The organism is Streptomyces sp. AM 4-1-1 (assembly GCF_029167625.1).
GTDB lineage: Bacteria > Actinomycetota > Actinomycetes > Streptomycetales > Streptomycetaceae > Streptomyces.
In genome coordinates, this window is the sequence record NZ_CP119145.1 from 5,829,961 (window position 1) to 5,855,338 (window position 25,378).

Below are 25,378 nucleotides of genomic sequence, written 5' to 3' on the forward strand. Positions count from 1 at the left end.
GGTGGCACGGTTGCCTGTCGCGACTCAAAGTGACCAGGGTCGCTCTGTGCCGCCGACGGCCGCACGCAGCCGCGGCGATGACCGGTCAGAGTGCCGTCTCCGACCCCCTTTCCGCAGGTCCGGGCCCCCTTGCGGGAGTCCGGCCCCAGGGCTCGCCACAGTACTCCATTCGGGCCACATGGGTGGACCGCCGCGCCGCCGAAGTTCTCACCGCGCGTTGAAGGGGCTGTTACCCAGTCGTTCGCGAAACGCTCCCGGGAAGTGTCCTCCTTCACAGAACCGACGTAAGCGGAACTATTCACTTCGCTTACCTGTCCCTCCTTGGTGCAGGGCGGGGGAGATGTCGAGCGAGGACCGGTTGATGGCGCGAAGGGCAGAGAGCGATACGGAACCCCGGGCAAGGCGCATGGAGCTGAGCCTGCCGCAGGTCGCGGGCAGCGCGGTCGCGGCGGTCGCGGCGGCGGTGGCGGCCTCGCAACTGGGCGTGTACGGGACGATCCTGGGCGCGGGCGTGATGAGCGTCGTCGCCACCTGCGGCGGTTCGGTGTTCCAGCACTTCTTCCGGCGCACGGGTGAGCAGATCCGCGAGGTCACCGTCCTCAAGCACCCGATGGGGCGCCGGATCACCGTACGGACGCGGGGGACGGCGGACGGCGTCGACGCCTGTCCGGTCGACCGGACACAGATGCTGCCCTCGCTCGACGGTACGGCGCCCCTCGCGGCCGGTTCCGCGCCGGAGCGGGGCGGACGGGGGGACGACGGGCGGGACGACGAGTTCGGCGAGGCCCGGACGTACGGCACCCGCGTCCGTGGCTGGAAGCGGTCGGCCCTCGCCGCCGTGGTCGTCTTCGTCGTGTCGATGATCGGGATCACCACGTACGAACTGATCGCCGGAAACGACCTGAGCGGTGGCCGGGGCACGACCGTCGGCTCCGTGGTGCGCGGTGGCGACCCGGACCCCGGCACCGTCGATCCGGCCCCTTCGAGCGGTACCGGGGAGGACGGCGAGGACGACCGGCGGCCGGGCGACTCCGGCACGGCGTCCCAGGGCCCCGGCACGGACGACGACGGCGGGACCCCCGCGACCACTCCCGAGGGGGACCCGAGCCCGGACTCCGGCCGGGACGACGGCTCGACGGCGGGGCCGACGCCCGCGCCCTCACGGTCCGGCGGCGACACCGGCCCGACCGGTGCCCCCGATCCGACCGCACCCGGCGACGGCGCCACCGGCCCGTCGGGGCCCGCGGGCGCCCCGGGTCAGGACCAGCGGGGGACGACCGCCCCGGACACCGGCCGGTGAACGGCCGCGGTCAGTCGCCCAGCACCCGGCGCAGATAGTCGTTGCCGAACAGCCGGTCCGGGTCGAGCCGGTCGCGTACGGCGGTGAACTCGCCGAACCTCGGGTAGACCGCGGCGAGCTGCCCGGCGTCGCGGGTGTGGAGCTTGCCCCAGTGCGGACGGCCGCCGTGCGCGGTCATGATGCGCTCGACCGCGGTGAAGTACGCCCGGTGGGGGGTGCCCCGGTACAGATGGACGGCGATGTACGCGCTCTCGCGGTCCGACGCCGTGGAGAGCGGGATGTCGTCGGCCGGCGCCGTGCGGACCTCCACCGGGAAGCCCACCCGCAGCGGCGAACGTTCGACCATCGCTCTGACCTCGCGCAACGCCTCGATCGCTGCCTCCCGCGGCAGCGCGTACTCCATCTCCACGAAGCGCACCCGGCGGGGACTGGTGAAGACCTTGTACGGGATGTCGGTGTACGTACGGGCGGACAGTGCCCGGCTGGAGAGCCTGGCCAGCACCGGCACGGTCACCGGGACCGCCCGGCCGAGCGAGCAGGCCACCTGGAAGACGCCGTTGGAGAGCAGTTCGTCGTCGATCCAGCCGCTGACCCGGCCGGGCGGCGCTGCCGGGCCCTCGCTGCGGTTGTTGCGCTTGGTGTTGCAGTTGCCGGTGTGCGGGAACCAGTAGAACTCGAAGTGCTCGTTCTCGGTCACGAGCTGATCGAACTCATGGGTGACCTTGTCGAAGGTCATCGGTTCCTCACGGGCCGTCAGCAGGAAGACCGGCTCCACGGCGAAGGTGATCGAGGTGATGACGCCCAGTGCGCCCAGACCCAGCCGGGCGGCGGCGAAGACGTCCGGGTTCTCCTTCTCGGAACACGTCAGCACCCTGCCGTCCGCCGTCACCAGTTCGAGGGCGCGGATCTGCGCGGAGATCGACGCCGAGTCCCGGCCGGTCCCGTGGGTGCCGGTGGAGACGGCCCCGGCGACGGTCTGTTCCATGATGTCGCCCATGTTGGTGAGCGAGAGGCCGTGCCCGGCGAGCGCGGTGTTCAGGTGCTTCAGCCGGGTACCGGCCCCGACGGTGACGGTCATCGCGGTGCGGTCGATCTCCCGGACGCCGGACAGCAGCCCGGGACGTATCAGCAGGCCGTCGGTCGCGGCGGCGGCCGTGAACGAGTGACCCGCGCCGACCGGTTTCACCCGCAGACCGTCCTCGGACGCCCGGCGCAGCGCCTCGGCCAGCTCATCGGCCGAGGCGGGGGTCACGGTTCTCACCGGCCGGGCGGTGACGTTCCCCGCCCAGTTACGCCAGGTGTTCGTCGTCGGCCGTGCGTAGGTGTCGGTCATCTTCCCCGCGCCCTCCCGTAGGAACCGGCACAAGCCGGCGGTACCCCAGGAACGCCACCGCGGCCGCGAGCGCTCCCGCCACGGCGGGCACCGCGTACCCCGCCCTGGCCCCCGACGCGTCGACGACCCAGCCGGCGGCCGACGAGCCGAGCGCCACTCCGACGGCGAGCCCGGTACTGGTCCAGGTCATGCCCTCGGTCAGATGCGTGCGCGGTACGTGCTGTTCGACGAGGGCCATGGTGGTCACCATCGTCGGTGCGATGGCGATACCCGCGGCGAAGAGCGCCACGGCCAGGAACGGCAGGCTCCCGGCCAGTTGGAGGGGGATCATACTCACGGCCATCGCGCACACTCCCACCAGCCACCTCACGGACGGCTCCCCCTTGAGGTGCAGCAGTCCGAAGACCGCGCCGGCCAGACAGGAACCGAGCGCGTAGACCGCCAGGACGACGCTGGCCAGCGCCTTGTGGCCGCGCTCGTCGGCGAAGGCCACCGTGACCACGTCGACCGCCCCGAAGACCGCCCCGGTCGCCACGAACGTGACCACCAGCACCTGGAGGCCGGAGGAGCGGAGCGCGGACCCGCCGGTGTGCTGCTCGCGCGGGTGCGGCACCGGCTCGGTCGCGCGCTGGGCCGTCAGCCAGAAGACGCCGAGGACCAGGAACCCGGCGGCGAGCAGCGGGCCGGCCTCGGGGAACCAGGTCGTGGACAGACCGATCGAGATGATCGGCCCGAAGATGAAGCACGCCTCGTCGACGATCGACTCCCACGAGTACGCGGTGTGGAGCCGGCGCGAGGACGTCCGGTAGATCTCCGCCCAGCGGGCCCGGACCATCGACCCGACGCTGGGGACGCAGCCCGCGCCGGCCGCGAAGACGAAGAGGGTCCAGTCGGGCAGTCGCTGCTGGGCGCAGATCAGCAGCCCGGCCACCGCGGCCACCGCGACGAGCGTCACGGGACGCAGGACGCGGCGCTGCCCGTGCCGGTCCACCAGCCGGGAGATCTGCGGGCCGAACACGGCGGCGGCCATGGCGAGCGTCGCGGAGAGCGCGCCGGCGAGACCGTAACGGCCGGTCAGCTGCGACACCATGGTGACGACGCCGATGCCCATCATGGACAGGGGCATCCGGCCGAAGAACCCGGCCGCCGAGAACGCCTTGGTGCCGGGGGCGGCGAAGATCGCGCGATAGGGACTGGGCAAGCGGGGCTCCGGTGAAACGTGTCATGCGTGAAGGCGGCCGACACAGCTTACGGCCTCGTCCACGGCCGGGAGCGGGCTCCCGACGCCTCCGTCGAACGGTCCGACGCCGGTGACACGGCCGGGGTCGCCGCCCGTCACGAGGAGGACGCGGTGATGGCCTACCCGCCCGGCGTACCGACGGCGGGGCGGAAGGCGATCCGTGGGCCGTGGGAGAAGGCGCCGGCCAACCGGCCCCGCTTGGAACCGGCGACCCGGCCTCCCGGGTCCTCGTGGGCGAGGCCGCCGGAGGGGAGCCGCCCGCCCGGTGCCGGTCAGGGCGCCGGTCGCCGGACCGCCGGAGGCGAGTGGCAGGATCGGTGTCATGTCCGATCTGCGCGATCCCGCTCCCTACGACGCCCTGCTGCTGCTCTCCTTCGGCGGCCCCGAAGGCCCGGACGACGTGGTCCCGTTCCTGGCGAACGTGACCCGCGGCCGGGGAATCCCGGAGGAGCGGCTGAGGGAAGTCGGCAAGCACTACTTCCTGTTCGGCGGGGTCAGTCCGATCAACGGCCAGAACAGGGCCCTGCTGGAGGCGCTGCGCGAGGACTTCGCGGACCACGGGCTCGATCTGCCGGTCTACTGGGGCAACCGCAACTGGGCGCCGTACCTCACCGACACGCTCCGCGAGATGGTCCGGGACGGGCGTCGCCGCGTCGCCGTCCTCGCCACCAGCGCCTACGCCTCGTACTCCGGCTGCCGGCAGTACCGCGAGAACCTCGCCGAGTCACTGGCCGCCCTGGAGGCGGAGGGCCTGCCGGCGCCACGCGTCGACAAGCTCCGCCACTACTTCAACCACCCGGGCTTCGTCCGTCCCATGGTGGACGGCGTCCTCAGGTCCCTGGCCGACCTCCCCGAGGACGTACGCGCGGGGGCACACCTCGCGTTCACCACGCACTCCATCCCCACCTCGGCCGCCGACACCTCAGGTCCGGGTGAGGACCACGGCGACGGCGGCGCCTACGTCGCCGAGCACCTGGACGTGGCCCGGGTGATCGTCGACGCCGTGCGCGAGCGGACCGGCGTCGACCACCCGTGGCGGCTCGTGTACCAGTCGCGCAGCGGCGCCCCGCACATCCCCTGGCTGGAGCCCGACATCTGCGACCACCTGGAGACACTGCACGGCCAGGGCGTGCCCGCCGTGGTGATGGTCCCCGTCGGCTTCGTCTCCGACCACATGGAGGTGCTGTACGACCTCGACACCGAGGCCACCGCCAGGGCCGCCGAACTCGGACTGCCGGTGCGCCGCTCCGCCACCGTCGGGGCCGACCCGCGGTTCGCCGCGGCCGTCCGCGACCTGGTCCAGGAGCGCGCGGCGGCCGAACGGGGGCGCCCGGTGGACCGCTGCGCCCTCGGCGCGCTCGGCCCCTCCCACGACCTCTGCCCGGTCGGCTGCTGCCCCGCCCGCGCCCCGAAGCCCGCCGCCGCGGGCGCCGACAGCCCGTTCTGAGTCCGCACCCGCACGGGCCCGCACCGGCATGCCCCGGCGGCCGGACGACGCCCCCGTCGACCAGGAGAACCGTGACCGACCCCACCCTGTCCGAACTGCTCGCCCTCGCCCTGGAGGCCGCCCACCGCGCCGGGGCGCTGCTGCGCGACGGCCGCCCCGCCGATCTGGGCGTCGCCGCGACCAAGTCCAGCCCGATCGACGTCGTCACCGAGATGGACATCGCCGCCGAGAAACTGATCACCGACTTCCTCGGCGAGCGGCGCCCGGACGACGGATTCCTCGGTGAGGAGGGCGCCGGCTCCGAGGGCAGCAGCGGCATCCGCTGGGTCATCGACCCGTTGGACGGCACGGTGAACTACCTCTACGGGCTGCCGACCTGGTCCGTCTCCATCGCCGCCGAACGCGACGGCGAGCGGGTGGTGGGGGTGGTGGAGGCCCCGATGCGCCGGGAGACGTACCACGCGGTACTCGGCGGCGGCGCCCGGCTGGGTGACCTGACGCTGCGCTGCCGTCCCGCGCCGCCGCTCGACCAGGCGCTGGTGGCGACCGGTTTCAACTACGTCACCGAGGTCCGTACGCACCAGGCGGCCGTGGCCCGGCGGCTGATCCCCCGGCTGCGGGACATCCGGCGCGGCGGATCGGCCGCGATCGACCTGTGCGACGTCGCGGCCGGCCGGCTGGACGGGTACTACGAGCGCGGACTGCACCCCTGGGACCTCGCGGCGGGCGATCTGATCGCCCGCGAGGCGGGTGCGCGCACCGGCGGCAGGCCGGGCCTGCCCGCCGACGGCGATCTGGCGGTGGCCGCCGTCCCGGGTGTCTTCGAACCGCTCCAGGCCGCCTTGGAGGAGCTGGGCGCCTGGCACGACTGAGCCCGGCAGAGGGGCCCGTCCCGTCGAGCGGCGCCCGGACACGGCCACCGGACCGCCGAGGGCCCCACAGGGGCGCGCACACGCGAAGAGGGCCCCGGGGGGCCGGTCACGGCTCCCGGGGCCCTCTCCCGGCGGCTCAGGCGGTTGTGGCGCCGATCTGAACGCCGTGCTCGGCGGCGAGGCGGCGCAGGTCGTCCAGCTCTCCCTGCTCGACATCCGCGAGGAAGTCGTCTCCCGTCTCGCGAGCCCTCGTGAGGTCCGATTCGGTGGTCCTGATTCGGTGCAGCAGTCCTGCGGTGAAAGCGTCCATGAAGCGCCCCCTCATCGTGGGTCGGTGGCACGGGGCTGTGCCCGGGGTTCCTTCTGCGGAGCACAGAAGGCGAGTGATCACGCGCTCCCTCTGGGGGACAGAGCGGGCTACGGCATGCCGTCGGCAAGGCGTGATCGCGGGTGTGAATTCGTCCTCCCCGCGGCCGATCCCGGAGAAACCTCAACTGGCCCGGAAATCCGCCGTATTCCTGGAATCCGCAGGTCGGCCCCGGTCGTCTTACCGCCGGTTTATACGTGTTCCGGGCAGGATGGAGGCACCCGCGGGTGTCCCCGCGGGCTCCCCTCACGGGTTGCGAAGTTTCGAAGGAAGGACAGCGCCGTGCGCGTACTCGTCGTCGAGGACGAGCAACTGCTCGCCGATGCGGTGGCCACCGGACTGCGCCGGGAGGCCATGGCCGTCGACGTCGTGTACGACGGCGCGGCGGCTCTGGAGCGCATCGGGGTCAATGACTACGACGTGGTGGTGCTGGACCGGGACCTTCCCCTGGTGCACGGCGACGACGTCTGCCGGAGGATCGTGGAGCTGGGCATGCCCACCCGGGTGCTCATGCTCACCGCGTCCGGGGACGTCAGCGACCGGGTGGAGGGTCTTGAGCTGGGCGCCGACGACTACCTCCCCAAGCCGTTCGCGTTCACCGAGCTGATCGCGCGGGTCCGGGCGCTGGGGCGGCGTACGACCGTCGCGCTGCCGCCCGTCCTGGCGCGGGCCGGCATCAAGCTCGACCCCAACCGCCGCGAGGTCTTCCGGGGCGATCAGGAGATCCAGCTCGCGCCGAAGGAGTTCGCGGTGCTGGAGGTCCTGATGCGCAGCGAGGGCGCGGTCGTCTCCGCCGAGCAGCTGCTGGAGAAGGCCTGGGACGAGAACACCGACCCGTTCACCAACGTCGTCCGGGTCACCGTCATGACCCTTCGGCGCAAACTCGGCGAGCCGCCGGTGATCGTCACCGTGCCCGGTTCCGGATACCGGATCTGAGGCCGGTGTCCGCCGCGCCCTCGCAGACGCCTCCCAAGCCCACCTGGGACCCCCGGGACCCGGGCCGTCCCTGGCTGCGTCCGACCATCCGGATACGCCTCACGCTGCTCTACGGCGGCATGTTCCTGATCGCGGGCATCCTGCTGCTCTCGATCATCTACATGCTGGCGGCCCAGGCCCTGCACGACGCCGGGGGCCCTGACTTCCAGGTGTCGGGCACGAACATCCAGATCACCAGCGACTCCTGTCCCCAGCTCGGCGGAGCGCTGAACAACGACCAGCTGAACGGCGGCATCAAGGCGTGCACGGCGACCATGCGCCAGCACGCCCTGGACGATCTGCTGAACCGGGCGCTGTTCGCGCTGGTCGGTCTCAGCGTGATCGCCTTCGCCTTCGGCTACGCGATGGCGGGCCGGGTGCTCTCGCCGCTCGGCAAGATCACCCGTACCGCCCGCCGGGTCGCCGGGACGGACCTGTCCCGGCGGATCGAGCTGGACGGCCCCGACGACGAGCTCAAGGAGCTGTCCGACACCTTCGACGACATGCTCGACCGGCTTGAGCGGGCCTTCACCGCACAGCAGCGGTTCGTCGGGAACGCCTCGCACGAACTGCGTACCCCCCTCGCGATCAACCGCACGCTGCTGGAGGTCCACCTCTCCGACCCCGAGGCCCCGCCCGAGCTCCAGCAGCTCGGCAGGACCCTGCTCGCCACCAACGAGCGCAGCGAACAGCTGGTCGAGGGGTTGCTGCTGCTCGCCCGCAGCGACAACCAGATCGTCGAGCGCAAACCGGTGGACCTCGCCGAGGTCGCCACCCGCGCCATCGACCAGGCGCACGCGGAGGCCGAGGCCAGGGGCGTGGAGATCCTGGGCGACCGGGCCCCGGCGGTCGTACAGGGCAACGGCGTCCTGCTGGAGCGGATCGCGCTGAACCTCGTACAGAACGCCGTGCGCTACAACGTCCCCGAGGGCGGCTGGGTGGTGGTCACCACCGAGTCGCAGCCGGGGCAGGCGGTGCTGATCGTCTCGAACACGGGCCCCGTGGTGCCCGCCTACGAGATCGACAACCTCTTCGAGCCCTTCAGGCGACTGCGTACCGAGCGGACGGGCAGCGACAAGGGGGTCGGGCTCGGTCTGTCGATCGCGCGTTCCGTGGCGCGGGCCCACGGGGGCCGGATCTTCGCGGAACCCCGCGAGGGCGGTGGTCTCGTGATGCGTGTCACCCTGCCCCTCTGAGAAGCTGGGGCGGGACGAGGAGGTTCAGACCACTTCGTTCGCTCGGAGCGGAATTTTCAGGGCCGGAACCCGAGCAATTCATGTGTGATCGATCACAGAATCGAATTTCCGGCCATCCACGCTCAGTAACCGGACTTCCCAGCGGAAAGCCGGGAAACGTCCGGGTTTTCGAGGGGCGATATCACGGGAAGTACACGGGGTGGCGCACGTAAGGTGCACCATTCGGACCGTGTACGGTCCCCATCGCCACCCAAGCCGACCGCCTCCCCAGGGGGCCGGTTGGGTGTCGATTGAGTAACAGACCTTGATGTGAGGCAAAATCTCCGCCTCAGGTCGGGCACAAGTCCGGCCTCTCACGCGTTACGTGCGCTGAGACACCCGCAGACACCCAGAGGGGGAGAGCGACATGGCAACGGATTACGACACCCCACGCAAGACCGACGACGACGTCGATCAGGACAGCCTTGAAGAGCTCAAGGCTCGTCGGAGCGACAAGACGGCATCCGCCGTTGACGTCGACGAATTCGACGCGGCCGAAGGACTGGAGCTGCCCGGCGCGGACCTTTCCAACGAGGAACTGGCCGTCCGGGTCCTGCCCAAGCAGGCCGACGAGTTCACATGCATGAGCTGCTTCCTCGTGCACCACCGCAGTCAGCTGGCCCGCGAGAAGAACGGCCAGCCGATCTGCCGCGACTGCGACTGAGGTCCGGTCGGCCGTGGCAGGCGACACACCGTTCCGGAAGCGCCGCTCGCGGCGCAAGAAGTCGTCGGAGGCGGATCAGGGCGGTACAGGCTCGGCGCAGGGCGTAGCAGCGCCCGCCGAGCGGTCCGCCCTGGCACCCTCCCCGGACGCACCTGACGACGAGCGGGGCCGTCCGGCCTCGCTCGAAGCAGTCGACACGGCCGACAGGGCCGAAGAGGTCGACAGGACGGAGCCCGTGACCGGGGCAGGCCGTCCGAACGTGGTGAAACGGGGAGTACGCAGGGGCGGGGAGGGCGCCCGAGCAGCGGTCGGTCACATCACCGACCGCGTCATCGACATCGCCCCCCGCGTCCCCGTCCGCGATCTCGGAACACTCCGCAGGCAGTTCCCGGACCGCGGCCCGGAGGAGATCGCCGACCGGCTCGTCGCCGGTGCGACCAGAGCCACCGCCGCCGTCGGCGCCGGCATCGGCGCGGCGGCCATGATGCCCGTTCCGCCCGCCATGCTCGCCGAGCTGGCCGCGGAGATCACCGGGGTCGCCGCGATCGAGCTGAAGCTCATCGCCGAACTCCACGAGGTCTACGGACGGCGCCCGCCGGGCCACCTCGGCCGGCGCAGCACCGCGTACCTGACGTCCTGGACGGAGGAACGCGGCATCGACGTGCTGCGCCTCTCGACGTTCGACGCCGCGCTCGGCGGCCGGATGAAGCGCGAACTGCGTCAGCAGATCACCAGGCGCATGGTGCGCGATCTGCCGAACCTGGCCCCGTTCCTGGTCGGTGCCGCGTTCGGCGCGATCATGAACCGACGTGACACCGCGAAGCTCGCCGAACGCGTCAGGAAGGACCTCCGCGAGCACCAGGTCCCGTGGGACCGGCTGCCCGAGCTGCCTCCACTGGAGCGGCCCGACCCGCTGCCCGGGGAAATCGCGGAGAAGCTGGGGGACTGACCCCGTACCGCGAGCCCGCGCGGGCGGCCGGACGGCTCGGTCCCCGCCGGGCCGGACGACGGGTCCGCGCCACAGCGAGGGGCGCGGTACGCCGAACGGCGTCAGTGGCCCCCGGCCGCCAGCGCCGCCACCAGGGCCTGCGGCTCCCGGGTCGACAGATAGACGTACGGCGTCGGGTCGGCCGGGTCCGTGACCTTCACCCGCACGGCCGTCGGGATGTAGCTGCGCAGCAGCATGAACGCCCGGGTGTCCGCCTTGTAGGAACGCCAGGCGCGCGCCTCCTCCTCGTCCAGCACCTCGGCGTCACCGAGCGCCGAGACCGGGATGCGGGCGTCGCCCGCGACGAGGGAGCCCGCCACCACCCGGATGCGCACCGATCCGTACGCGCTCACCAGCACCGCCGTCACGGCCGTGCCGCCGACCAGTCCGCCGAGCAGCGGCAGCGTGCCGAGCGGCAGCAGCATCAAGGCGCAGGCGATCCCGACCAGGAAGGCGATGAGCCACCAGGAGCGGGGCGCGGTGAGACGTTCGTCGAAGGGGGGCGCGGAAGGCTGCATGAATCCAAGCTTGGCACGGCGCGACCCGCGGGCAGCCGCGCGGGTAAGGTCTGCGCCTGTGAGTGGAACATCTACGGCTCTGACGCCCCCCACCGACGCGGTCGCGCCGGTACGTCATCCCGAAGCACCGGCGCCCGGGGAACTCCTCGGCTCGCATTACGAACACTGTTTCGGCTGCGGCGGGGGACAGCCGCACGGACTGCACCTCCAGGCCCGCGCGGGCGAGGGCGTGCGCGTCACCGCCGAGTTCACCGTGCAGGCCGCCCACCAGGGCGCCCCGGGGCTGGCGCACGGAGGAGTCCTGGCCAGCGCGCTGGACGAGACGCTGGGCTCGCTGAACTGGCTGCTGCGGGTGATCGCGGTGACCGGCCGGCTGGAGACCGACTTCGTCCGGCCGGTGCCGGTGGACACCGTGCTCCACCTCGACGCCGAGATCACCGCCGTGCACGGCCGGAAGATCTACTCCACCGCGACCGGCCGGATCGGTGGTCCGGACGGGCCTGTCGCGGTCCGCGCCGACGCCCTCTTCATCGAGGTCAAGGTCGACCACTTCGTCGACAACGGCCGCCCGGCCGAGATCCGGGCCGCGATGGCCGATCCGGACCAGGTCAAGCGGGCCCGTGCCTTCGAGGTGAACCCCTGATGCGCCGTCCCGTCGATGTGCTGATCCGCCTGGTGGACCCGGACGTGCCGATCCCGTCGTACGGCCATCCGGGCGATGCGGGGGCCGACCTGGTGACCACCGAGGCCGCCGAGCTGGCTCCCGGCGAGCGGACCGTCCTGCCGACCGGGGTTTCCGTCGCCATCCCGGACGGGTACGCGGCCTTCGTGCATCCCCGATCCGGTCTCGCCGCCCGCTGCGGAGTCGCCTTCGTGAATGCCCCGGGGACGGTTGATGCCGGGTACCGTGGGGAGATCAAGGTGATCGTCATCAACCTCGATCCACGGGAGACCGTACGGTTCGAACGGTTCGACCGGATTGCCCAACTGGTCGTCCAGCAGGTCGAGAAGGTGCGCTTCCACGAGGTGGCGGAGCTTCCCGGTTCGGCGCGGGGCGAGGGGGGCTTCGGCTCCACCGGTGGCCACGCCGCCGTCGATGGCGCCAGGGACGGGATCACCCAGGGTGGGAACAGCTACGCTTCGGTCGTATCCGACCGGGAAGGACAGTGACGTGTTCGGACGTCGCAAGAAGAGTGATTCCGCCGAGGACGTGGCGGACGAAGCGCGCGAGGCCGAGCAGGTCGCCGACGAGCTCGAAGGCACCGACGAGGCCGCCGGGGGTGGCTCGCGCCGCACCAACCTCCCGCCGGCCCCCCGGCCGGACGGACCGTGGGACATCGACGAGGTCTCCCAGCCCGACGAGGGCCGGGTCGACCTGGGCGGCATCTTCGTGCCCGGGGTCGAGGGCATGGAGCTGCGGGTAGAGGTGGCCGGTGACGCGATCGTCGCCGCGACCGTCGTCCTGCGCGACAGCGCGATCCAGCTCCAGGCATTCGCCGCCCCCAAGAAGACGGGCATCTGGGGCGAGGTCCGCGAGGAGATCGCCTCGGGCATCACCCAGCAGGGCGGGATCATCGACGAGGTCGAGGGACCGCTGGGCTGGGAGCTGCGGGCGCAGGTCCCCGTGCAGCTCCCGGACGGGACGAACGGCGTGCAGCTGGTGCGTTTCGTCGGCGTCGACGGGCCGCGCTGGTTCCTGCGCGGTGTGATCTCCGGTCAGGGCGCGGTGCAGCCGGAGGCCGCGGGACTGCTGGAGACGATCTTCCGGGACACCGTGGTCGTCCGTGGCGAGGGTCCGATGGCGCCGCGCGACCCGATCGTCCTGAAGCTCCCCAACGACGCCCAGATGGTGCCGGAAGGCGTCCAGCAGGAGGATCAGGAGAACTCGAAGTTCTCCGGTGGCATGGGGCAGCTCCAGCGCGGGCCCGAGATCACCGAGATCCGCTGAACAGAGCGCGACGAGCGGCGCCAGGCCGCTCGGGCCGGTGGGCCGCACTCCTCCCCGGGAGTGCGGCCCACCGGCCTTTTCACGCGCCTTCACGCAGGTCGGGGCGGTGGAGCCGTATGAATGACGTCAACGGACCGCCCCGGTTCGTAAGGAAGCCGTCAACGGACGCCGGGGCGGCTCCCGGGCGATGTCTCCTCAAGAGGTCAGAGAATCCGCACCTCATCCAGGAGCACACGAAATGGCCGATCCGGCCTTCGTCGTCATCACACTCGCGGTCTTCGCTCTGGTGGCCCTCGTCGCCAAAGGGGTGGCGAAGCTGTGACCGCCGAGAACATCGCCGGCCTCCTCGTGGCCGTCGCCCTGCTGGGCTGTCTCGTCCTCGCCCTTCTGCACCCGGAGAGGTTCTGAGCGATGAGCCCCGTCCTCGCCGGCGTGCTCCAGCTCCTCGCGCTCGTCGTGGCGCTCGGTCTGGCGTACCGCCCGCTCGGTGACCACATGGCCCGGGTCTACTCCGGAGGCCCGCACCTGCGGGCCGAGAAGTGGATCTACCGGGCCGTCGGCGTCGATCCCGACGCCCGGATGCGCTGGCCCGCGTATCTGCGCGGAGTCCTCGCCTTCTCCCTGGTGAGCCTCCTCTTCCTCTATCTGCTCCAGCGGCTCCAGGGCGGCCTGCCGGGCTCGCTCGGCTTCGTCGCGATCGATCCCGACCAGGCGTTCAACACGGCGGCGTCCTTCGTCGCCAACACCAACTGGCAGTCGTACGCCGGTGAACAGGCCATGGGCCATGTCGTCCAGACCGGCGGGCTGGCGGTGCAGAACTTCGTCTCGGCCGCCGTGGGCATGGCGGTCGCGGTGGCGCTGGTACGGGGCTTCGCCCGCACCGGGACCGCCGGGTCCGGTCGCGGGGGCGAGGACTCCGGCGGCGCGGACGACCCCGCGTCCCGTTCGGGCGAGCTGGGCAACTTCTGGTCGGACCTGGTGCGCGGTGTCGTCCGCGTACTGCTGCCGCTCTCCGTCGTCGGCGCGCTCGTGCTGGTCTCCCGCGGTGTCATACAGAACTTCTCGGGCGTCCACGAGGTCGGGCAGTTCCTCGGCGGCACCCAGCAGTGGAACGGCGGCGCGGTCGCCTCCCAGGAGGTCATCAAGGAGCTTGGCACGAACGGCGGCGGCTACTTCAACGCCAACTCGGCCCACCCGTACGAGAATCCCGACGGGTTCTCCAACCTCTTCGAGATCTTCCTGATCCTCCTGATCCCGTTCGCGCTCACCCGCACCTTCGGCCGGATGGCCGGCTCGTTGCGGCAGGGGTACGCGATCCTCGCCACCATGGGCGTCATCTGGCTGTCCTTCACGGCGCTGATGATGTGGACCGAGTTCTCCCACCACGGGCCGGCGTTCGAGCTGGTGGGCGGGGCGACGGAGGGCAAGGAGAATCGTTTCGGCATAGGGGGTTCCTCGCTCTTCGCGGTGGCCACCACGCTCACCTCGACCGGCGCGGTGAACTCCTTCCACTCCTCGTACACCGGATTCGGCGGCTGCATCACCATGCTGGGGATGCAGCTCGGCGAGATCGCCCCGGGAGGTGTCGGCTCCGGGCTGTACGGGGCGCTGGTCATGGCGGTCATCGCGGTCTTCATCGCGGGCCTGATGGTCGGCCGTACCCCCGAATACCTCGGCAAGAAGATCGGCACCCGGCAGATCAAGCTCGCCGCCTGCTACATCCTGGTCACCCCGGCGCTGGTGCTCTGCTTCACCGCGCTGTCGGTGGCCCTGCCCACCCCCGGCGACTCCATGACCAACTCGGGGGCGCACGGCTTCTCCGAGATCCTGTACGCCTACACCTCGGGCGCCAACAACAACGGTTCGGCGTTCGCCGGGCTCGACGCGGACACCCAGTGGTTCAACACCACCATCGGGCTCGCGATGCTGCTGGGCCGGTTCCTGCCGATGGTGTTCGTCCTGGCCCTGGCCGGATCGCTCGCCGGGCAGCGACCCGTGCCCGCGACCGCGGGCACCCTCTCCACCGACAAGCCCCTCTTCAGCGGGCTGCTGGCCGGCACGATCATGATCGTCGCCGGGCTGACCTACTTCCCGGCCCTGGCACTGGGCCCGCTCGCCGAAGGGCTCGCCTCATGAGCACCGTCACTCCCACCCGGGCCCCGCAGGAGGAGCCCATCGGTCACCGTCCCGGCGACGGACGGGTCGGCGGGGGACTGTTCGACCCGCGGCAGCTGATCGCGTCCCTCCCCGCCGCCGTCCGCAAGCTCGATCCGCGGATGATGATCACGTCACCGGTGATGTTCGTGGTCCTGGTCGGCTCCGTGTTCACGACCGTGCTCGCGATCGGGGACCCGACCGACTGGTTCGGCTGGGCGATCACCGGCTGGCTCTGGCTCACCACCGTCTTCGCCAACCTCGCGGAGGCCGTCGCCGAGGGCCGGGGCAAGGCCCAGGCCGACACCCTCCGCAAGGCCAGGACCGGCACGGTCGCCCGCAGGCTCGTCGCGGGCGGTGAGGAGCGGGTGCCCGGCACCGACCTGCGCGTCGGTGACCTCGTGGTCTGCGAGGCCGGTGATGTCGTCCCCGGTGACGGTGACGTCGTCGAGGGCGTGGCGGGCGTCGACGAATCGGCGATCACCGGGGAGTCCGCACCCGTCATCCGGGAGTCGGGCGGCGACCGCAGTGCCGTCACCGGGGGTACGAAGGTGCTCTCCGACCGCGTCGTCATCAAGATCACCACCAGACCGGGCGAGACCTTCATCGACCGGATGATCCATCTGGTCGAGGGGGCGGCCAGACAGAAGACGCCCAACGAGCTGGCGCTCAACATCCTGCTCGCCTCCCTCACCATCGTCTTCCTGCTCGCGGTCGTCACCGTGCAGCCGTTCGCCGCCCACGCGGGCGCCGAACAGTCGATGGTCGTGCTCGCGGCCCTGCTGGTCTGTCTGATCCCGACCACCATCGGCGCGCTGCTCTCCGCCATCGGCATCGCGGGCATGGACCGGCTCGTCCAGCGCAATGTGCTCGCCACGTCCGGCCGGGCCGTCGAGGCCGCGGGCGACGTGTCGACGCTGCTGCTCGACAAGACGGGCACCATCACGCTGGGCAACCGGCGGGCCGCCGCGTTCGTACCGGCCGCGGGAGTCACGGAGGCCGAACTCGCCGAGGCGGCCAGGCTCGCCTCGCTGGCCGACGGGACGCCCGAGGGCCGTTCGATCGTCGCCCTGGCGCGGGAGGCGTACGGCCTGCGGGAACCGGAACGCGGTGACCTCGCCGGGGCGCGGTGGGTGGAGTTCACCGCCCGTACCCGGATGTCGGGGGTGGACACCGGCGGGCGCGAGGTCCGCAAGGGGGCGGCGGGTTCGGTGCTCCGGTGGGTGACGGAGCGCGGCGGCACTGTCCCGGACGACATCCGGGCGCTCACCGAGGGGATCTCCCGGGCCGGGGGCACACCCCTGCTGGTCGCCCTGGACGACGGTGACGGGGGTTCGGACGGCGGCCACGGTGACGGCTCGGGCGGCGGCCACGGGGGTTCGGGCGGCGCCAGGGTGCTCGGGGTCGTCCACCTCAAGGACGTCGTCAAGGAGGGCATCCGGGAACGGTTCGACGAGTTGCGCCGGATGGGCATCCGTACGGTCATGATCACCGGGGACAACCCGCTGACCGCCAAGGCCATCGCCGAGGAGGCGGGCGTCGACGACTTCCTCGCCGAGGCCACGCCCGAGGACAAGATGGCGCTCATCAAACGGGAGCAGTCGGGCGGCAGGCTCGTCGCGATGACCGGCGACGGCACGAACGACGCCCCGGCGCTGGCGCAGGCCGATGTCGGCGTGGCCATGAACACCGGCACCTCGGCCGCCAAGGAGGCCGGGAACATGGTGGACCTGGACTCCGACCCGACGAAACTGATCGAGATCGTCGAGATCGGCAAACAGTTGCTGATCACCCGCGGCGCCCTGACCACGTTCTCGATCGCCAACGACGTGGCCAAGTACTTCGCGATCATCCCCGCGATGTTCGCGGTGGTGTACCCCGGCCTGGACACGCTCAACATCATGCAGCTGTCCTCGCCCCGTTCCGCGATCCTGTCCGCCGTCGTCTTCAACGCGCTGGTCATCGTCGTCCTGGTCCCGCTCGCCCTGCGGGGAGTGCGCTACCGGCCGGCGGGTGCGGACCGGATGCTCCGCCGCAATCTCGCGGTCTACGGACTCGGCGGGCTCGTCGCGCCGTTCGCCGGCATCAAGATCATCGACCTGATCCTCTCCCTCGTCCCCGGAATCGCCTGATCATGATGAACAACTCCGCAGGAAACACCGCCCGGTTGCTGTGGGCCGGGCTGCGCGCCCTCCTCGTCCTGACCCTGCTCTGCGGGGTCGTCTACCCGCTCGCCGTGACGGGTGTCGCCCGGACGCTCTTCCCCGGGCAGGCCGGTGGCTCCGAGATCACCGTGAACGGCGAGGTCGTCGGCTCCGAACACATCGGGCAGCGCTACGACCGGCCGGCCGGGGACGGACAGGAGACGGCGGCCCCGGACCTCCGGTGGTTCCAGCCGCGCCCGTCCGCCGGACTCGGCACCAACAGCGTCAACACCCGCTACCACCTGCTTCTGTCGGGCGCGAGCAATCTGTCGGGCGACAACGAGGAACTGATCGGCCGGGTCAGGGCGGCCAGGGCGGCCGTCGTCCGGGACAACTCCGTCCCGGGCCACCCGGTCAGCCCCTCGGACGTACCCGCCGACGCGGTCACCTCCTCCGGCTCGGGACTCGACCCGGACATCTCCCCGGCGTACGCGGAACTCCAGGTCCGCCGGATCGCCGCGCGCAACCGTCTCGACGTGGCCCGGGTGACGGACCTCGTCCGGCGGCACGAGGAGGGGCGGCTGCTCGGATTCATGGGGGAGCCCCGGGTGAACGTCCTTGAGCTGAACATCGCGCTGCGGGCCCTCGTCGAGCGGACTCACGGGGCGGAATGAGCCGGGTGGTGCGGGAAGGGTCAGGGCGGCGGGGAGGGAAGGGCCGGGGTGGCGGTGTGGGAAGGGCCGGGCGGCACGGGAAGGGCCGGCGGTGAGATGAGGGATGGGGCGCTGGTGCGGGAAGGGCCGGGCGGTGAGACAAGGGCCCGGGTGGCGCGGAATGAGCCGGGCTGTCCTGAATGAATCAAGCGGCGGCGGAATGAGTCCGGCGGTGCGAGGGGGCGGCTGGAATTCCGTGACTCAGCCCGCCCGCCCGTCCGCTGGGCCCGTCTCCCGATTCGTCTTCCGGTTCTCCTCCGGGGCGCCGGACCGGTCGCGGCGGGGAATTCCGGACCGTACGTACCAGCCTTCACCCGTGCGTTCGGTCGCGCACCGGCCATTTCGATATGCGGAGTGCCGAACCCTCATATCGAAATGGCCGGTTCACCGTCGGGACACCCGCACTCGGGCGACCCCGAGAAGCCCGGCGAGGGGCACCCGCGCGGAGGTCTGACCGGGGCTCACCGCGAGGCCGTCGGCGCGCAGGACGTCGAGGAGGCGTTCGGCCAACGGCATCACCATGTGCCGTCCCCAGCAGTGCTCGTTGGCGTGGCCGAAGGGGAGGTAGCCCGGCCGGTGGTCGGGATCGACGCCGTTCCACCGCTCGGGGCGGAAGGCGTCGGGTTCGTCCCACAGGCCGGGGTCGCGATGGCTCAGCAGCGGGAGCATGAGCACGTCGTCCTTCACGCCGATCCGGCTGTCCAGGGCGTGGAACTCGGGCGACGCCACCCGTAGCAGATTCCAGGACGGCGGCAGCAGCCGCAGGGTCTCCAGGAGGATGTGCCGGTTCGGCACGTCGTCGTCGAAGGGCGATCCGAGCCACAGGGCGTTGGCGACGAGCGTCGACACCGTGAAGCAGACCGGGGCCGCGGCCCGCCGGTACAGGCCCATGGCGTGGCGCCGGTCCCCGTAGCTCGTGGCCAGGGCGGTGAGGCCCGCGAGTCGGGAGACCGGGGCGTCGGGGCGGGGAGCGCCGGGCAGCGCCGCACCGGTCCCGATGACCGTCCAGGTCAATTTGGGCGTCAATTCCAGCTTGCGGTCCATGAGGATACGGAGCCGATAGGGGTCCGCGCCGAACACCAGGTCGCGAAGATACGCATGTCCTGTGCGCGGCCATTCACCGGAGAGGTCGACCGAATTCTCCACGGGTACTTTCAGTGCGGTCCTGACGTCCTGGGAGACCGCGCGCATGACCGCTGTCGACTCCGGTCGGCTGATTGATTTTCCCTGAAGCGGTTTGAAGGTCGGCCGCTCGAAATCATTCGCCGGTCTGCTGCGGAGGACTTCGTCGATCAGGGTGGCGCCGGCGATTCCGACCGTTCCGGGGTCGAGGCGGAACACGTCCTCGCCGCGGCGCGTGCGGAGGAGTTCGTCGATCCGCGGTGTGAACACCGTGACCCGGGTGCTCCCGTCGATACCGGACCTGTGCATGCGATGAGCCTCCAACGGCGAGAGGATCGCGTCCGGCGGGGCCGAGGGACGGCCCCGCCGGACACGGGCCCGGACAGGTGGGACTACCAGGTCAGGGCGGTGTTCGCTGGGCGGGCAGCGGTCATCGTGCGGCCGGGGCCCGCGCCTTGGGCAATGGCCGGTCGGCCGGCTCAGTACCAGATGTACCAGGCGTACGACTTCAGGCTCTTCTCGGGCATGATCTTCTTCTTGAGGGAATTGACGAGCTTCATAAAGACACCTCCGTTTGGCGATGGGCCAGGCTGGTTTCTGTACAGAGATTCAGCGACTCGAAGGGCGGTGACTGAACCGGCCCGACGGAATTCGCATTTCCGTCTCTCGTCGCCGCGAAAAGTGAAGCCCAGCGCGAAAGATCCGTCAACGTGGCGTAGGTCACCAGCCGGTGAGGTCTTTTGAATGTTTCGTTCCATGGCGCTTGCACGGTTCTGCCGATGGTCATTGAGGGGCTGAATTAATTCCGGCCTCGTGTGGTCCATGGGTTTCATTTCAGCGGCGCCGGGGAATCGGGTGGCGCGGCCGCGCGCCCGGGAATCGGGACGCCCGGCCTCCGGGAAGCGCGTCCCGCGTGGGCGCGCGTCGACGGTTTTCGGCCACCGAGGACACACGTGCCCGGCTTCCGGCGGCGGGCCCTGCCCCGCCCGCCCACCCCGGTCCTTGCCCGCCCGCCACCCGCCGGAACGGGCGCGCGGTCCGGCCCGGCCATTGCCCGGCCGTGTCCCGCGCGCACATACTGACGGCTGCGGGAACGAGCACGTACGGGGAGAGACATGGCCGAGAACACCAGCGGGCAGGGCGGCACGGCCGTCGTGGACGAGCCGGCCCGCGGTCCCATGGTGCGGGTGGAGGATCTGCGTCGCTCGTACGGAACCGGCCCCGCCGCCGTACACGCGCTGCGCGGGGTGTCCTTCGAGGTGCCCCGCGGCGAGCTGGTCGCGCTCAAGGGCCGCTCCGGCTCGGGCAAGACGACCCTGCTCAATCTCGTCGGTGGCCTCGATACCCCCGACGGCGGGCGGATCACCGTCGACGGCACCGACCTCTCCGGGCTCGGCGAGACCGGTCTCCTGGACCTGCGCAGGGACCGGATCGGTTTCATCTTCCAGTCCTTCGGCCTGATCCCGATCCTGACCGCCGCCGAGAACGTCGGCGTCCCCATGCGGCTGCGCAGGACCGACCCGGCCGAACGCGACGAGCGGGTGGCGCTGCTGCTCTCCCTCGTCGGCCTCGGCGACCACGCCGCTCAGCGCCCCGGTGAACTCTCCGGCGGTCAGCAGCAGCGCGTCGCCATCGCCCGCGCACTCGCCAACCGGCCCGCCCTGCTGATCGCCGACGAACCCACCGGCCAGCTCGACGCGGATACCGGGCTCGCGGTGATGCAGTTGCTGCGCGCGGTGGTGCGGGGCGAGGGTGTCACCGCTCTGGTGGCGACCCATGACGCCCAGCTGCTCGGTCTCGCCGACCGGGTCCTGGAACTCGGCGACGGGCACATCGTCGAACACGCCTGAGATCGGCGAGCACTCCTGAGGTGTCCCAGGACCCCGGTGAGGCGCCCGGGGATTCCGGCAGACCCTGGGCGCCGCCATGTGCACCCGTACGACCTCGCACTCCGTGCGGTTTCGTGCGGTTCCGTGCGGATCGCCTATGGGTCCGCGCGCTTCGCGTACGGGTCCGCGCGCACTCCGTACGGCCTTGCCCGCATCACGCACGCTCCCGCGCCTGCTCCGTACGGTCACCGCCCGCCCCGCGTACGACCTCCGCGCCCGTGCGCCCGCGCGTCAGAATCCCGTCAATACGGACCTCACCGCCCACCCTCTGTCCGATATGCCGGACATTCGCGCGGTAGCTTCGACAGCGGCTGCCGCGTCGGCCGCCACCGCTTCGGTGAAAGACAATGGGGCCATGGCACGCGGCAAGCTTCGGATCTACCTGGGCGCGGCACCGGGCGTCGGCAAGACGTACGCGATGCTCTCCGAGGCCCACCGCCGTGTGGAGCGGGGCACCGACTGCGTCGTCGGCGTCGTGGAACACCACGAACGGCCCCGCACGGAGGTCATGCTGCACGGCCTCGAACAGATGGCCCGGCGTGAGATCGTCCACCGTTCCGCCGTCTTCTCGGAGATGGACGTCGACGCCGTGCTGCGACGGGCCCCGGCCGTCGCCCTCGTCGACGAACTGGCCCACACGAACGTGCCGGGTTCCCGCAACACCAAGCGCTGGCAGGACGTCGAAGAACTCCTCCGGGCCGGCATCGACGTCATATCCACCGTCAACATCCAGCACCTCGAATCGCTCGGCGACGTCGTCGAGTCGATAACAGGCGTGCGGCAGCGCGAGACCGTGCCCGACGAGGTCGTCCGCCGTGCCGACCAGCTCGAACTGGTCGACATGTCGCCCCAGGCACTGCGCCGCCGCATGGCACACGGCAACATCTACCAGTCCGACAAGGTCGACGCGGCCCTGTCCAACTACTTCCGCCCCGGCAACCTCACCGCCCTGCGCGAGCTGGCCCTCCTCTGGGTCGCCGACCGGGTCGACGAATACCTCCAGCAGTACCGGGGCGAGCACGACATCCGTACCGCCTGGCAGGCCCGCGAACGCATCGTCGTCGGCCTCACCGGAGGCCCCGAGGGCCGTACGCTGATCCGCCGCGCGTCCCGGATGGCGGCCAAGGGCTCGGGCACCGAGATCCTCGCCGTGTACATCGCCCGCAGCGACGGACTGACCTCCGCCTCGCCCAAGGAACTCGCCGTCCAGCGCACCCTGGTCGAGGACGTCGGCGGCACCTTCCACCACGTCATCGGCGACGACATCCCCTCGGCGCTCCTCGAATTCGCCCGTGGCGTCAACGCCACCCAGATCGTCCTGGGCTCCAGCCGCCGCAAGGCGTGGCAGTACGTCTACGGGCCCGGCGTCGGCGCCACCGTCGCCCGCGAATCGGGACCCGACCTCGACGTCCACATCGTCACGCACGAGGAGGTCGCCAAGGGCCGTGGCCTGCCCATCGCGCGCGGCGCCCGCCTCGGCCGGGCCCGGATTCTCTGGGGCTGGACGATAGGGGTGGGCGGTCCCGTACTGCTCTCCCTGCTGCTCAACGGCCTGGAGAACGGCCCCGGACTCGCCAACGACGTCCTGCTCTTCCTCTTCATGACCGTCCTGGCGGCCCTGCTCGGCGGGCTGCTGCCCGCGCTCGCCTCCGCCGCCAGCGGCTCGCTGCTGCTCAACTACTGGTTCACCCCGCCCACCCACACCCTGACCGTCTACGACCCGGAGAACTTCGTCGCCATCGTGATCTTCTTCGCGGTGGCCGTCGCGGTGGCCTCCGTGGTCGATCTGGCGGCCCGCCGCACCCATCAGGCGGCCCGGCTGCGCGCCGAGTCGGAGATCCTGTCCTTCCTGGCGGGCAGCGTGCTGCGGGGCGAGACGACCCTGGACGCCCTGCTCGACCGGGTACGGGAGACCTTCGGCATGGAGTCCGTGGCCCTGCTCGAACGGCAGAGCGACGTCGACCCGTGGACCCGGGCGGGGAGTGTCGGTCCGGCGCCCGCGGCCCGCCCGGAGGACGCCGACGTGGACATGCCGGTCGGCGACCACATGGCGCTCGCGCTGTCCGGCCGGGTGCTGCCCGCCGAGGACCGCCGGGTGCTCGGTGCCTTCGCCGCCCAGGCCGCCGTCGTCCTCGACCGGCAGCGGCTGGTGTGGGAGGCGGAGGCGGCCCGGCGGCTCGCCGAGGGCAACCGGATCAGGACCGCCCTCCTCGCGGCGGTCAGCCACGACCTGCGGACCCCGCTGGCGGCCATCAAGGCCGCCGTCAGCTCGCTGCGCTCCGACGACGTCGCCTGGTCCGACGAGGACGAGGCGGAACTCCTCGCGGCCATCGAGGACGGCGCCGACCGCCTCGACCACCTGGTCGGCAACCTGCTCGACATGTCCCGGCTCCAGACCGGCACCGTCACCCCGCTGATCCGCGAGATCGACCTCGACGAGGTGGTCCCGATGGCACTCGGCGGCGTACCGGAGGACAGCGTCGACCTGGACATCCCGGAGACACTGCCCATGGTCGCCGTCGACCCCGGTCTGCTGGAGCGGGCCGTCGCCAACATCGTCGAGAACGCCGTCAAGTACAGCCCCGCCGGCGAACGCGTCGCGGTGGCCGCCAGCGCCCTCGGCGAGCGCGTCGAGCTCCGCGTCACCGACCGGGGCCCCGGCGTCCCCGACGAGGGCAAGGAACGGATCTTCGAACCCTTCCAGCGGTACGGGGACGCCCCGCGTGGCGCCGGAGTCGGACTGGGGCTCGCGGTCGCCCGCGGTTTCGTGGAGTCCATGGGCGGCACGCTCGGCGCCGAGGACACCCCCGGCGGAGGCATGACCATGGTGCTGACGCTCCGGGCGGTCCCGGGCCACACCCCCGCGGCCGGCCCCGACCTGCCCGCCAGGGTCACCTCATGACGACCGGGCCCACCCCCACGACCCCTGACACGTCCGTACAGCAGAGAGGCAGGACCGCGATGACCCGGGTGCTTGTGGTCGACGACGAGCCGCAGATCGTACGCGCCCTCGTGATCAACCTGAAGGCGCGCAAGTACGAGGTCGACTCGGCGCCCGACGGGGCGACCGCCCTCCGGCTCGCGGCCGCCCGCCACCCCGACGTCGTCGTCCTCGACCTGGGGCTGCCGGACATGGACGGCGTCGAGGTCATCAGGGGGCTGCGCGGCTGGACCCGGGTACCGATCCTGGTGCTCTCCGCCCGCCACACCTCCGACGAGAAGGTGGAGGCCCTGGACGCCGGGGCGGACGACTACGTGACCAAACCGTTCGGGATGGACGAGCTGCTGGCCAGACTGCGGGCGTCGGTACGGAGGGCCGAGCCCGTCGGCCAGGACGGCGCCGACGACGTGGTCGTGATCGAGGCGGAGGGCTTCACCGTCGACCTGGCGGCGAAGAAGGTGCACCGCGAGGGCCGCGACGTACGGCTCACCCCCACCGAATGGCACCTGCTGGAGGTCCTGGTCCGCAACAGCGGGCGGCTGGTCAGCCAGAAGCAGCTGCTCCAGGAGGTGTGGGGACCCTCGTACGGAACCGAGACCAACTACCTGCGGGTCTACATGGCCCAGCTCCGCCGCAAGCTGGAGGCCGATCCGGCCCACCCCCGGCACTTCGTCACCGAGCCGGGCATGGGTTACCGGTTCGAACGCGGCTGATCCTGGGCCGCCCGGCCGGGCGGGGCGGGCGCCCGCGGCTGCTCCGGCTGCCATTCCCGCGCCTGACTCCGGGGGCTGCCCCGCCCCCGCGCCGCCTCCTGGGCACGAGGCGACCTCTGGCCTGTGCCGCCTCCTGGGCCGGGGGCGACCTCTGGCCTGTGCCGCCTCCTGATTCCAGAGTGTGCCTGCTCTCCGCGCCTGCCCGATTCCCGCGCCTGCTCCGCGGCCCGGTGGCGCCGGTCCCTCGTCGTCCCGCCCCCGACCGAACGCGCCGTCCCGACGGACCGGAGTGACTCGTTCGGGTTACTTCTCGTGCCCCGCGCGCTCACTCGTCCGGACGGGGCACCCGGACAGCCGTCCGTACCCCGCGCCCCCGGTACCCTTCGGGTATGAGTGCTCTTCCCCGATCCGAGAAGACCGGAAAGGCCGGGAAGGCGGAGAGGCCGTCCGGCCGCTTCCGCCGGATGATCGACCGGCTGTCCAGCTCCCAGGAGGATCTGGAGTCCGAGGAGCTTCAGGAGGACGCGCAGGCGTCGGGGTGCACCCGCATCTCCGACTGCGACGACCGCCAGATCGTCAAGGTGACTGGTACCTTGCGGACCGTCACCCTGCGCCCCCGTGCCGGAGTACCCGCGCTGGAGGCGGAGCTGTTCGACGGCACCGCGCCTCTGGACGTGGTCTGGCTCGGGCGGCGTTCCATCGTCGGCATCGAGCCGGGCCGTCGGCTCATCGCCTCGGGCCGGATCGCCATGAGCCACGGGCGCCGGGTGCTGTTCAACCCCACATACGAACTCCGACCGCTCGGCAAGGAGTAG

24 protein-coding genes and 1 pseudogene are annotated in these 25,378 nt (G+C 71.4%); 19 read left to right on the plus strand and 6 right to left on the minus strand.

Annotation, left to right across the window (positions count from 1 at the left end; genetic code table 11):
• The first annotated feature begins 361 nt into the window (after positions 1-361).
• Positions 362-1,300, plus strand: coding sequence for a hypothetical protein (locus PZB75_RS24740; RefSeq protein ID WP_275537489.1), 939 nt, complete (start codon positions 362-364; stop codon positions 1,298-1,300).
• Between the two features lie 10 nt (positions 1,301-1,310).
• On the opposite strand, the gene PZB75_RS24745 is transcribed toward PZB75_RS24740, so the two are convergent.
• Both PZB75_RS24745 and PZB75_RS24750 read right to left on the minus strand, forming a co-directional pair.
• Positions 1,311-2,633, minus strand: a complete 1,323-nt coding sequence (locus tag PZB75_RS24745; protein WP_275537490.1) for a D-arabinono-1,4-lactone oxidase — start codon at positions 2,631-2,633, stop codon at positions 1,311-1,313.
• Positions 2,590-3,834: an MFS transporter gene (locus tag PZB75_RS24750; protein ID WP_275537491.1), complete on the minus strand. Its 1,245-nt coding sequence runs from the start codon at positions 3,832-3,834 to the stop codon at positions 2,590-2,592. The genes PZB75_RS24745 and PZB75_RS24750 overlap by 44 nt, the downstream gene beginning before the upstream one ends.
• Before the next feature lie 90 nt (positions 3,835-3,924).
• Here PZB75_RS24750 and PZB75_RS24755 point away from each other — a divergent pair.
• The 3 genes and pseudogenes from PZB75_RS24755 to PZB75_RS24765 form a co-directional block, all read left to right on the plus strand.
• Positions 3,925-4,080 (plus strand): annotated as a pseudogene (locus tag PZB75_RS24755) (DUF4440 domain-containing protein); the annotation flags it as partial.
• Between the two features lie 115 nt (positions 4,081-4,195).
• Complete coding sequence (locus tag PZB75_RS24760) at positions 4,196-5,320, plus strand: ferrochelatase (protein WP_275537492.1); 1,125 nt, start codon at positions 4,196-4,198, stop codon at positions 5,318-5,320.
• A 71-nt stretch (positions 5,321-5,391) separates the two neighbouring features.
• Positions 5,392-6,192 carry an inositol monophosphatase family protein gene (locus PZB75_RS24765; RefSeq protein WP_275537493.1) on the plus strand — a complete coding sequence of 267 codons (801 nt, stop codon included), beginning with the start codon at positions 5,392-5,394 and terminating at the stop codon, positions 6,190-6,192.
• Between the two features lie 136 nt (positions 6,193-6,328).
• On the opposite strand, the gene PZB75_RS24770 is transcribed toward PZB75_RS24765, so the two are convergent.
• Complete coding sequence (locus PZB75_RS24770) at positions 6,329-6,502, minus strand: hypothetical protein (protein ID WP_275537494.1); 174 nt, start codon at positions 6,500-6,502, stop codon at positions 6,329-6,331.
• A 339-nt stretch (positions 6,503-6,841) separates the two neighbouring features.
• Between PZB75_RS24770 and PZB75_RS24775 the strand changes: the two genes are divergently transcribed.
• The 4 genes from PZB75_RS24775 to PZB75_RS24790 all read left to right on the plus strand — a co-directional run bounded on the left by PZB75_RS24775 (position 6,842) and on the right by PZB75_RS24790 (position 10,382).
• Entirely contained in the window at positions 6,842-7,495 is a 654-nt protein-coding gene (locus tag PZB75_RS24775; RefSeq protein WP_275537495.1) for a response regulator transcription factor, read from the plus strand.
• 5 nt (positions 7,496-7,500) lie between these two features.
• Positions 7,501-8,730 (plus strand): HAMP domain-containing sensor histidine kinase, encoded by a 1,230-nt coding sequence (locus PZB75_RS24780; RefSeq protein WP_275537496.1) that lies wholly within the window; start codon positions 7,501-7,503, stop codon positions 8,728-8,730.
• A 406-nt stretch (positions 8,731-9,136) separates the two neighbouring features.
• Entirely contained in the window at positions 9,137-9,433 is a 297-nt protein-coding gene (locus tag PZB75_RS24785) for a DUF4193 domain-containing protein (protein WP_003965732.1), read from the plus strand.
• Positions 9,434-9,446: 13 nt separating this feature from the next.
• Entirely contained in the window at positions 9,447-10,382 is a 936-nt protein-coding gene (locus PZB75_RS24790; RefSeq protein ID WP_275537498.1) for a hypothetical protein, read from the plus strand.
• 101 nt (positions 10,383-10,483) lie between these two features.
• Here PZB75_RS24790 and PZB75_RS24795 read toward each other — a convergent pair whose 3' ends face one another.
• On the minus strand, positions 10,484-10,939 hold the full coding sequence (locus tag PZB75_RS24795; protein ID WP_275537499.1) for a DUF3093 domain-containing protein: 456 nt from the start codon (positions 10,937-10,939) through the stop codon (positions 10,484-10,486).
• Positions 10,940-10,997: 58 nt separating this feature from the next.
• Between PZB75_RS24795 and PZB75_RS24800 the strand changes: the two genes are divergently transcribed.
• The 7 genes from PZB75_RS24800 (at position 10,998) to PZB75_RS24830 (ending at position 17,859) form a co-directional block, all read left to right on the plus strand.
• On the plus strand, positions 10,998-11,582 hold the full coding sequence (locus PZB75_RS24800; protein ID WP_275537500.1) for a PaaI family thioesterase: 585 nt from the start codon (positions 10,998-11,000) through the stop codon (positions 11,580-11,582).
• A complete protein-coding gene (gene dut / locus PZB75_RS24805) occupies positions 11,582-12,109 on the plus strand; it encodes a dUTP diphosphatase (RefSeq protein ID WP_275537501.1) in 528 nt (175 codons plus the stop codon). The genes PZB75_RS24800 and dut overlap by 1 nt, the downstream gene beginning before the upstream one ends.
• Before the next feature lies 1 nt (position 12,110).
• A complete protein-coding gene (locus PZB75_RS24810; protein ID WP_275537502.1) occupies positions 12,111-12,887 on the plus strand; it encodes a DUF3710 domain-containing protein in 777 nt (258 codons plus the stop codon).
• A 318-nt stretch (positions 12,888-13,205) separates the two neighbouring features.
• On the plus strand, positions 13,206-13,295 hold the full coding sequence (gene kdpF / locus PZB75_RS24815) for a K(+)-transporting ATPase subunit F (protein ID WP_275537503.1): 90 nt from the start codon (positions 13,206-13,208) through the stop codon (positions 13,293-13,295).
• 3 nt (positions 13,296-13,298) lie between these two features.
• Positions 13,299-15,023, plus strand: a complete 1,725-nt coding sequence (gene kdpA, locus PZB75_RS24820; RefSeq protein ID WP_275537504.1) for a potassium-transporting ATPase subunit KdpA — start codon at positions 13,299-13,301, stop codon at positions 15,021-15,023.
• Positions 15,020-17,173 (plus strand): potassium-transporting ATPase subunit KdpB, encoded by a 2,154-nt coding sequence (kdpB, locus tag PZB75_RS24825; protein ID WP_275537505.1) that lies wholly within the window; start codon positions 15,020-15,022, stop codon positions 17,171-17,173. Before kdpA ends, kdpB begins: the two co-directional genes overlap by 4 nt.
• A 5-nt stretch (positions 17,174-17,178) precedes the next feature.
• Entirely contained in the window at positions 17,179-17,859 is a 681-nt protein-coding gene (locus PZB75_RS24830; RefSeq protein WP_275537506.1) for a potassium-transporting ATPase subunit C, read from the plus strand.
• Between the two features lie 423 nt (positions 17,860-18,282).
• Here PZB75_RS24830 and PZB75_RS24835 read toward each other — a convergent pair whose 3' ends face one another.
• Both PZB75_RS24835 and PZB75_RS24840 read right to left on the minus strand, forming a co-directional pair.
• The gene (locus PZB75_RS24835) at positions 18,283-19,329 is read right to left on the minus strand and encodes a cytochrome P450 (RefSeq protein WP_275537507.1); all 1,047 of its coding nucleotides are present in this window, start codon (positions 19,327-19,329) and stop codon (positions 18,283-18,285) included.
• A gap of 170 nt (positions 19,330-19,499) precedes the next feature.
• Positions 19,500-19,844 carry a tryptorubin family RiPP precursor gene (locus PZB75_RS24840; protein WP_275537508.1) on the minus strand — a complete coding sequence of 115 codons (345 nt, stop codon included), beginning with the start codon at positions 19,842-19,844 and terminating at the stop codon, positions 19,500-19,502.
• Between the two features lie 291 nt (positions 19,845-20,135).
• On the opposite strand from PZB75_RS24840, the gene PZB75_RS24845 reads away from it, so the two are divergent.
• The 4 genes from PZB75_RS24845 to PZB75_RS24860 all read left to right on the plus strand — a co-directional run bounded on the left by PZB75_RS24845 (position 20,136) and on the right by PZB75_RS24860 (position 25,378).
• Complete coding sequence (locus tag PZB75_RS24845) at positions 20,136-20,870, plus strand: ABC transporter ATP-binding protein (RefSeq protein ID WP_275537509.1); 735 nt, start codon at positions 20,136-20,138, stop codon at positions 20,868-20,870.
• A 394-nt stretch (positions 20,871-21,264) separates the two neighbouring features.
• A complete protein-coding gene (locus PZB75_RS24850) occupies positions 21,265-23,811 on the plus strand; it encodes an ATP-binding protein (RefSeq protein WP_275537510.1) in 2,547 nt (848 codons plus the stop codon).
• Positions 23,812-23,870: 59 nt separating this feature from the next.
• On the plus strand, positions 23,871-24,563 hold the full coding sequence (locus tag PZB75_RS24855; RefSeq protein ID WP_275538858.1) for a response regulator: 693 nt from the start codon (positions 23,871-23,873) through the stop codon (positions 24,561-24,563).
• A gap of 389 nt (positions 24,564-24,952) precedes the next feature.
• The gene (locus PZB75_RS24860) at positions 24,953-25,378 is read left to right on the plus strand and encodes an OB-fold nucleic acid binding domain-containing protein (RefSeq protein WP_275537511.1); all 426 of its coding nucleotides are present in this window, start codon (positions 24,953-24,955) and stop codon (positions 25,376-25,378) included.

Coding starts and splice junctions, on each gene's coding strand:
- PZB75_RS24740 (WP_275537489.1), top strand. CDS start 362: ATGGCGCGAAGGGCAGAGAGCGATACGGAACCCCGGGCAAGGCGCATG.
- PZB75_RS24745 (WP_275537490.1), bottom strand. CDS start 2,633: ATGACCGACACCTACGCACGGCCGACGACGAACACCTGGCGTAACTGG.
- PZB75_RS24760 (WP_275537492.1), top strand. CDS start 4,196: ATGTCCGATCTGCGCGATCCCGCTCCCTACGACGCCCTGCTGCTGCTC.
- PZB75_RS24770 (WP_275537494.1), bottom strand. CDS start 6,502: ATGGACGCTTTCACCGCAGGACTGCTGCACCGAATCAGGACCACCGAA.
- PZB75_RS24785 (WP_003965732.1), top strand. CDS start 9,137: ATGGCAACGGATTACGACACCCCACGCAAGACCGACGACGACGTCGAT.
- PZB75_RS24795 (WP_275537499.1), bottom strand. CDS start 10,939: ATGCAGCCTTCCGCGCCCCCCTTCGACGAACGTCTCACCGCGCCCCGC.
- dut (WP_275537501.1), top strand. CDS start 11,582: ATGCGCCGTCCCGTCGATGTGCTGATCCGCCTGGTGGACCCGGACGTG.
- kdpA (WP_275537504.1), top strand. CDS start 13,299: ATGAGCCCCGTCCTCGCCGGCGTGCTCCAGCTCCTCGCGCTCGTCGTG.
- kdpB (WP_275537505.1), top strand. CDS start 15,020: ATGAGCACCGTCACTCCCACCCGGGCCCCGCAGGAGGAGCCCATCGGT.
- PZB75_RS24830 (WP_275537506.1), top strand. CDS start 17,179: ATGAACAACTCCGCAGGAAACACCGCCCGGTTGCTGTGGGCCGGGCTG.
- PZB75_RS24835 (WP_275537507.1), bottom strand. CDS start 19,329: ATGCACAGGTCCGGTATCGACGGGAGCACCCGGGTCACGGTGTTCACA.
- PZB75_RS24840 (WP_275537508.1), bottom strand. CDS start 19,844: ATGGACCACACGAGGCCGGAATTAATTCAGCCCCTCAATGACCATCGG.
- PZB75_RS24845 (WP_275537509.1), top strand. CDS start 20,136: ATGGCCGAGAACACCAGCGGGCAGGGCGGCACGGCCGTCGTGGACGAG.
- PZB75_RS24850 (WP_275537510.1), top strand. CDS start 21,265: ATGGCACGCGGCAAGCTTCGGATCTACCTGGGCGCGGCACCGGGCGTC.
- PZB75_RS24855 (WP_275538858.1), top strand. CDS start 23,871: ATGACCCGGGTGCTTGTGGTCGACGACGAGCCGCAGATCGTACGCGCC.
- PZB75_RS24860 (WP_275537511.1), top strand. CDS start 24,953: ATGAGTGCTCTTCCCCGATCCGAGAAGACCGGAAAGGCCGGGAAGGCG.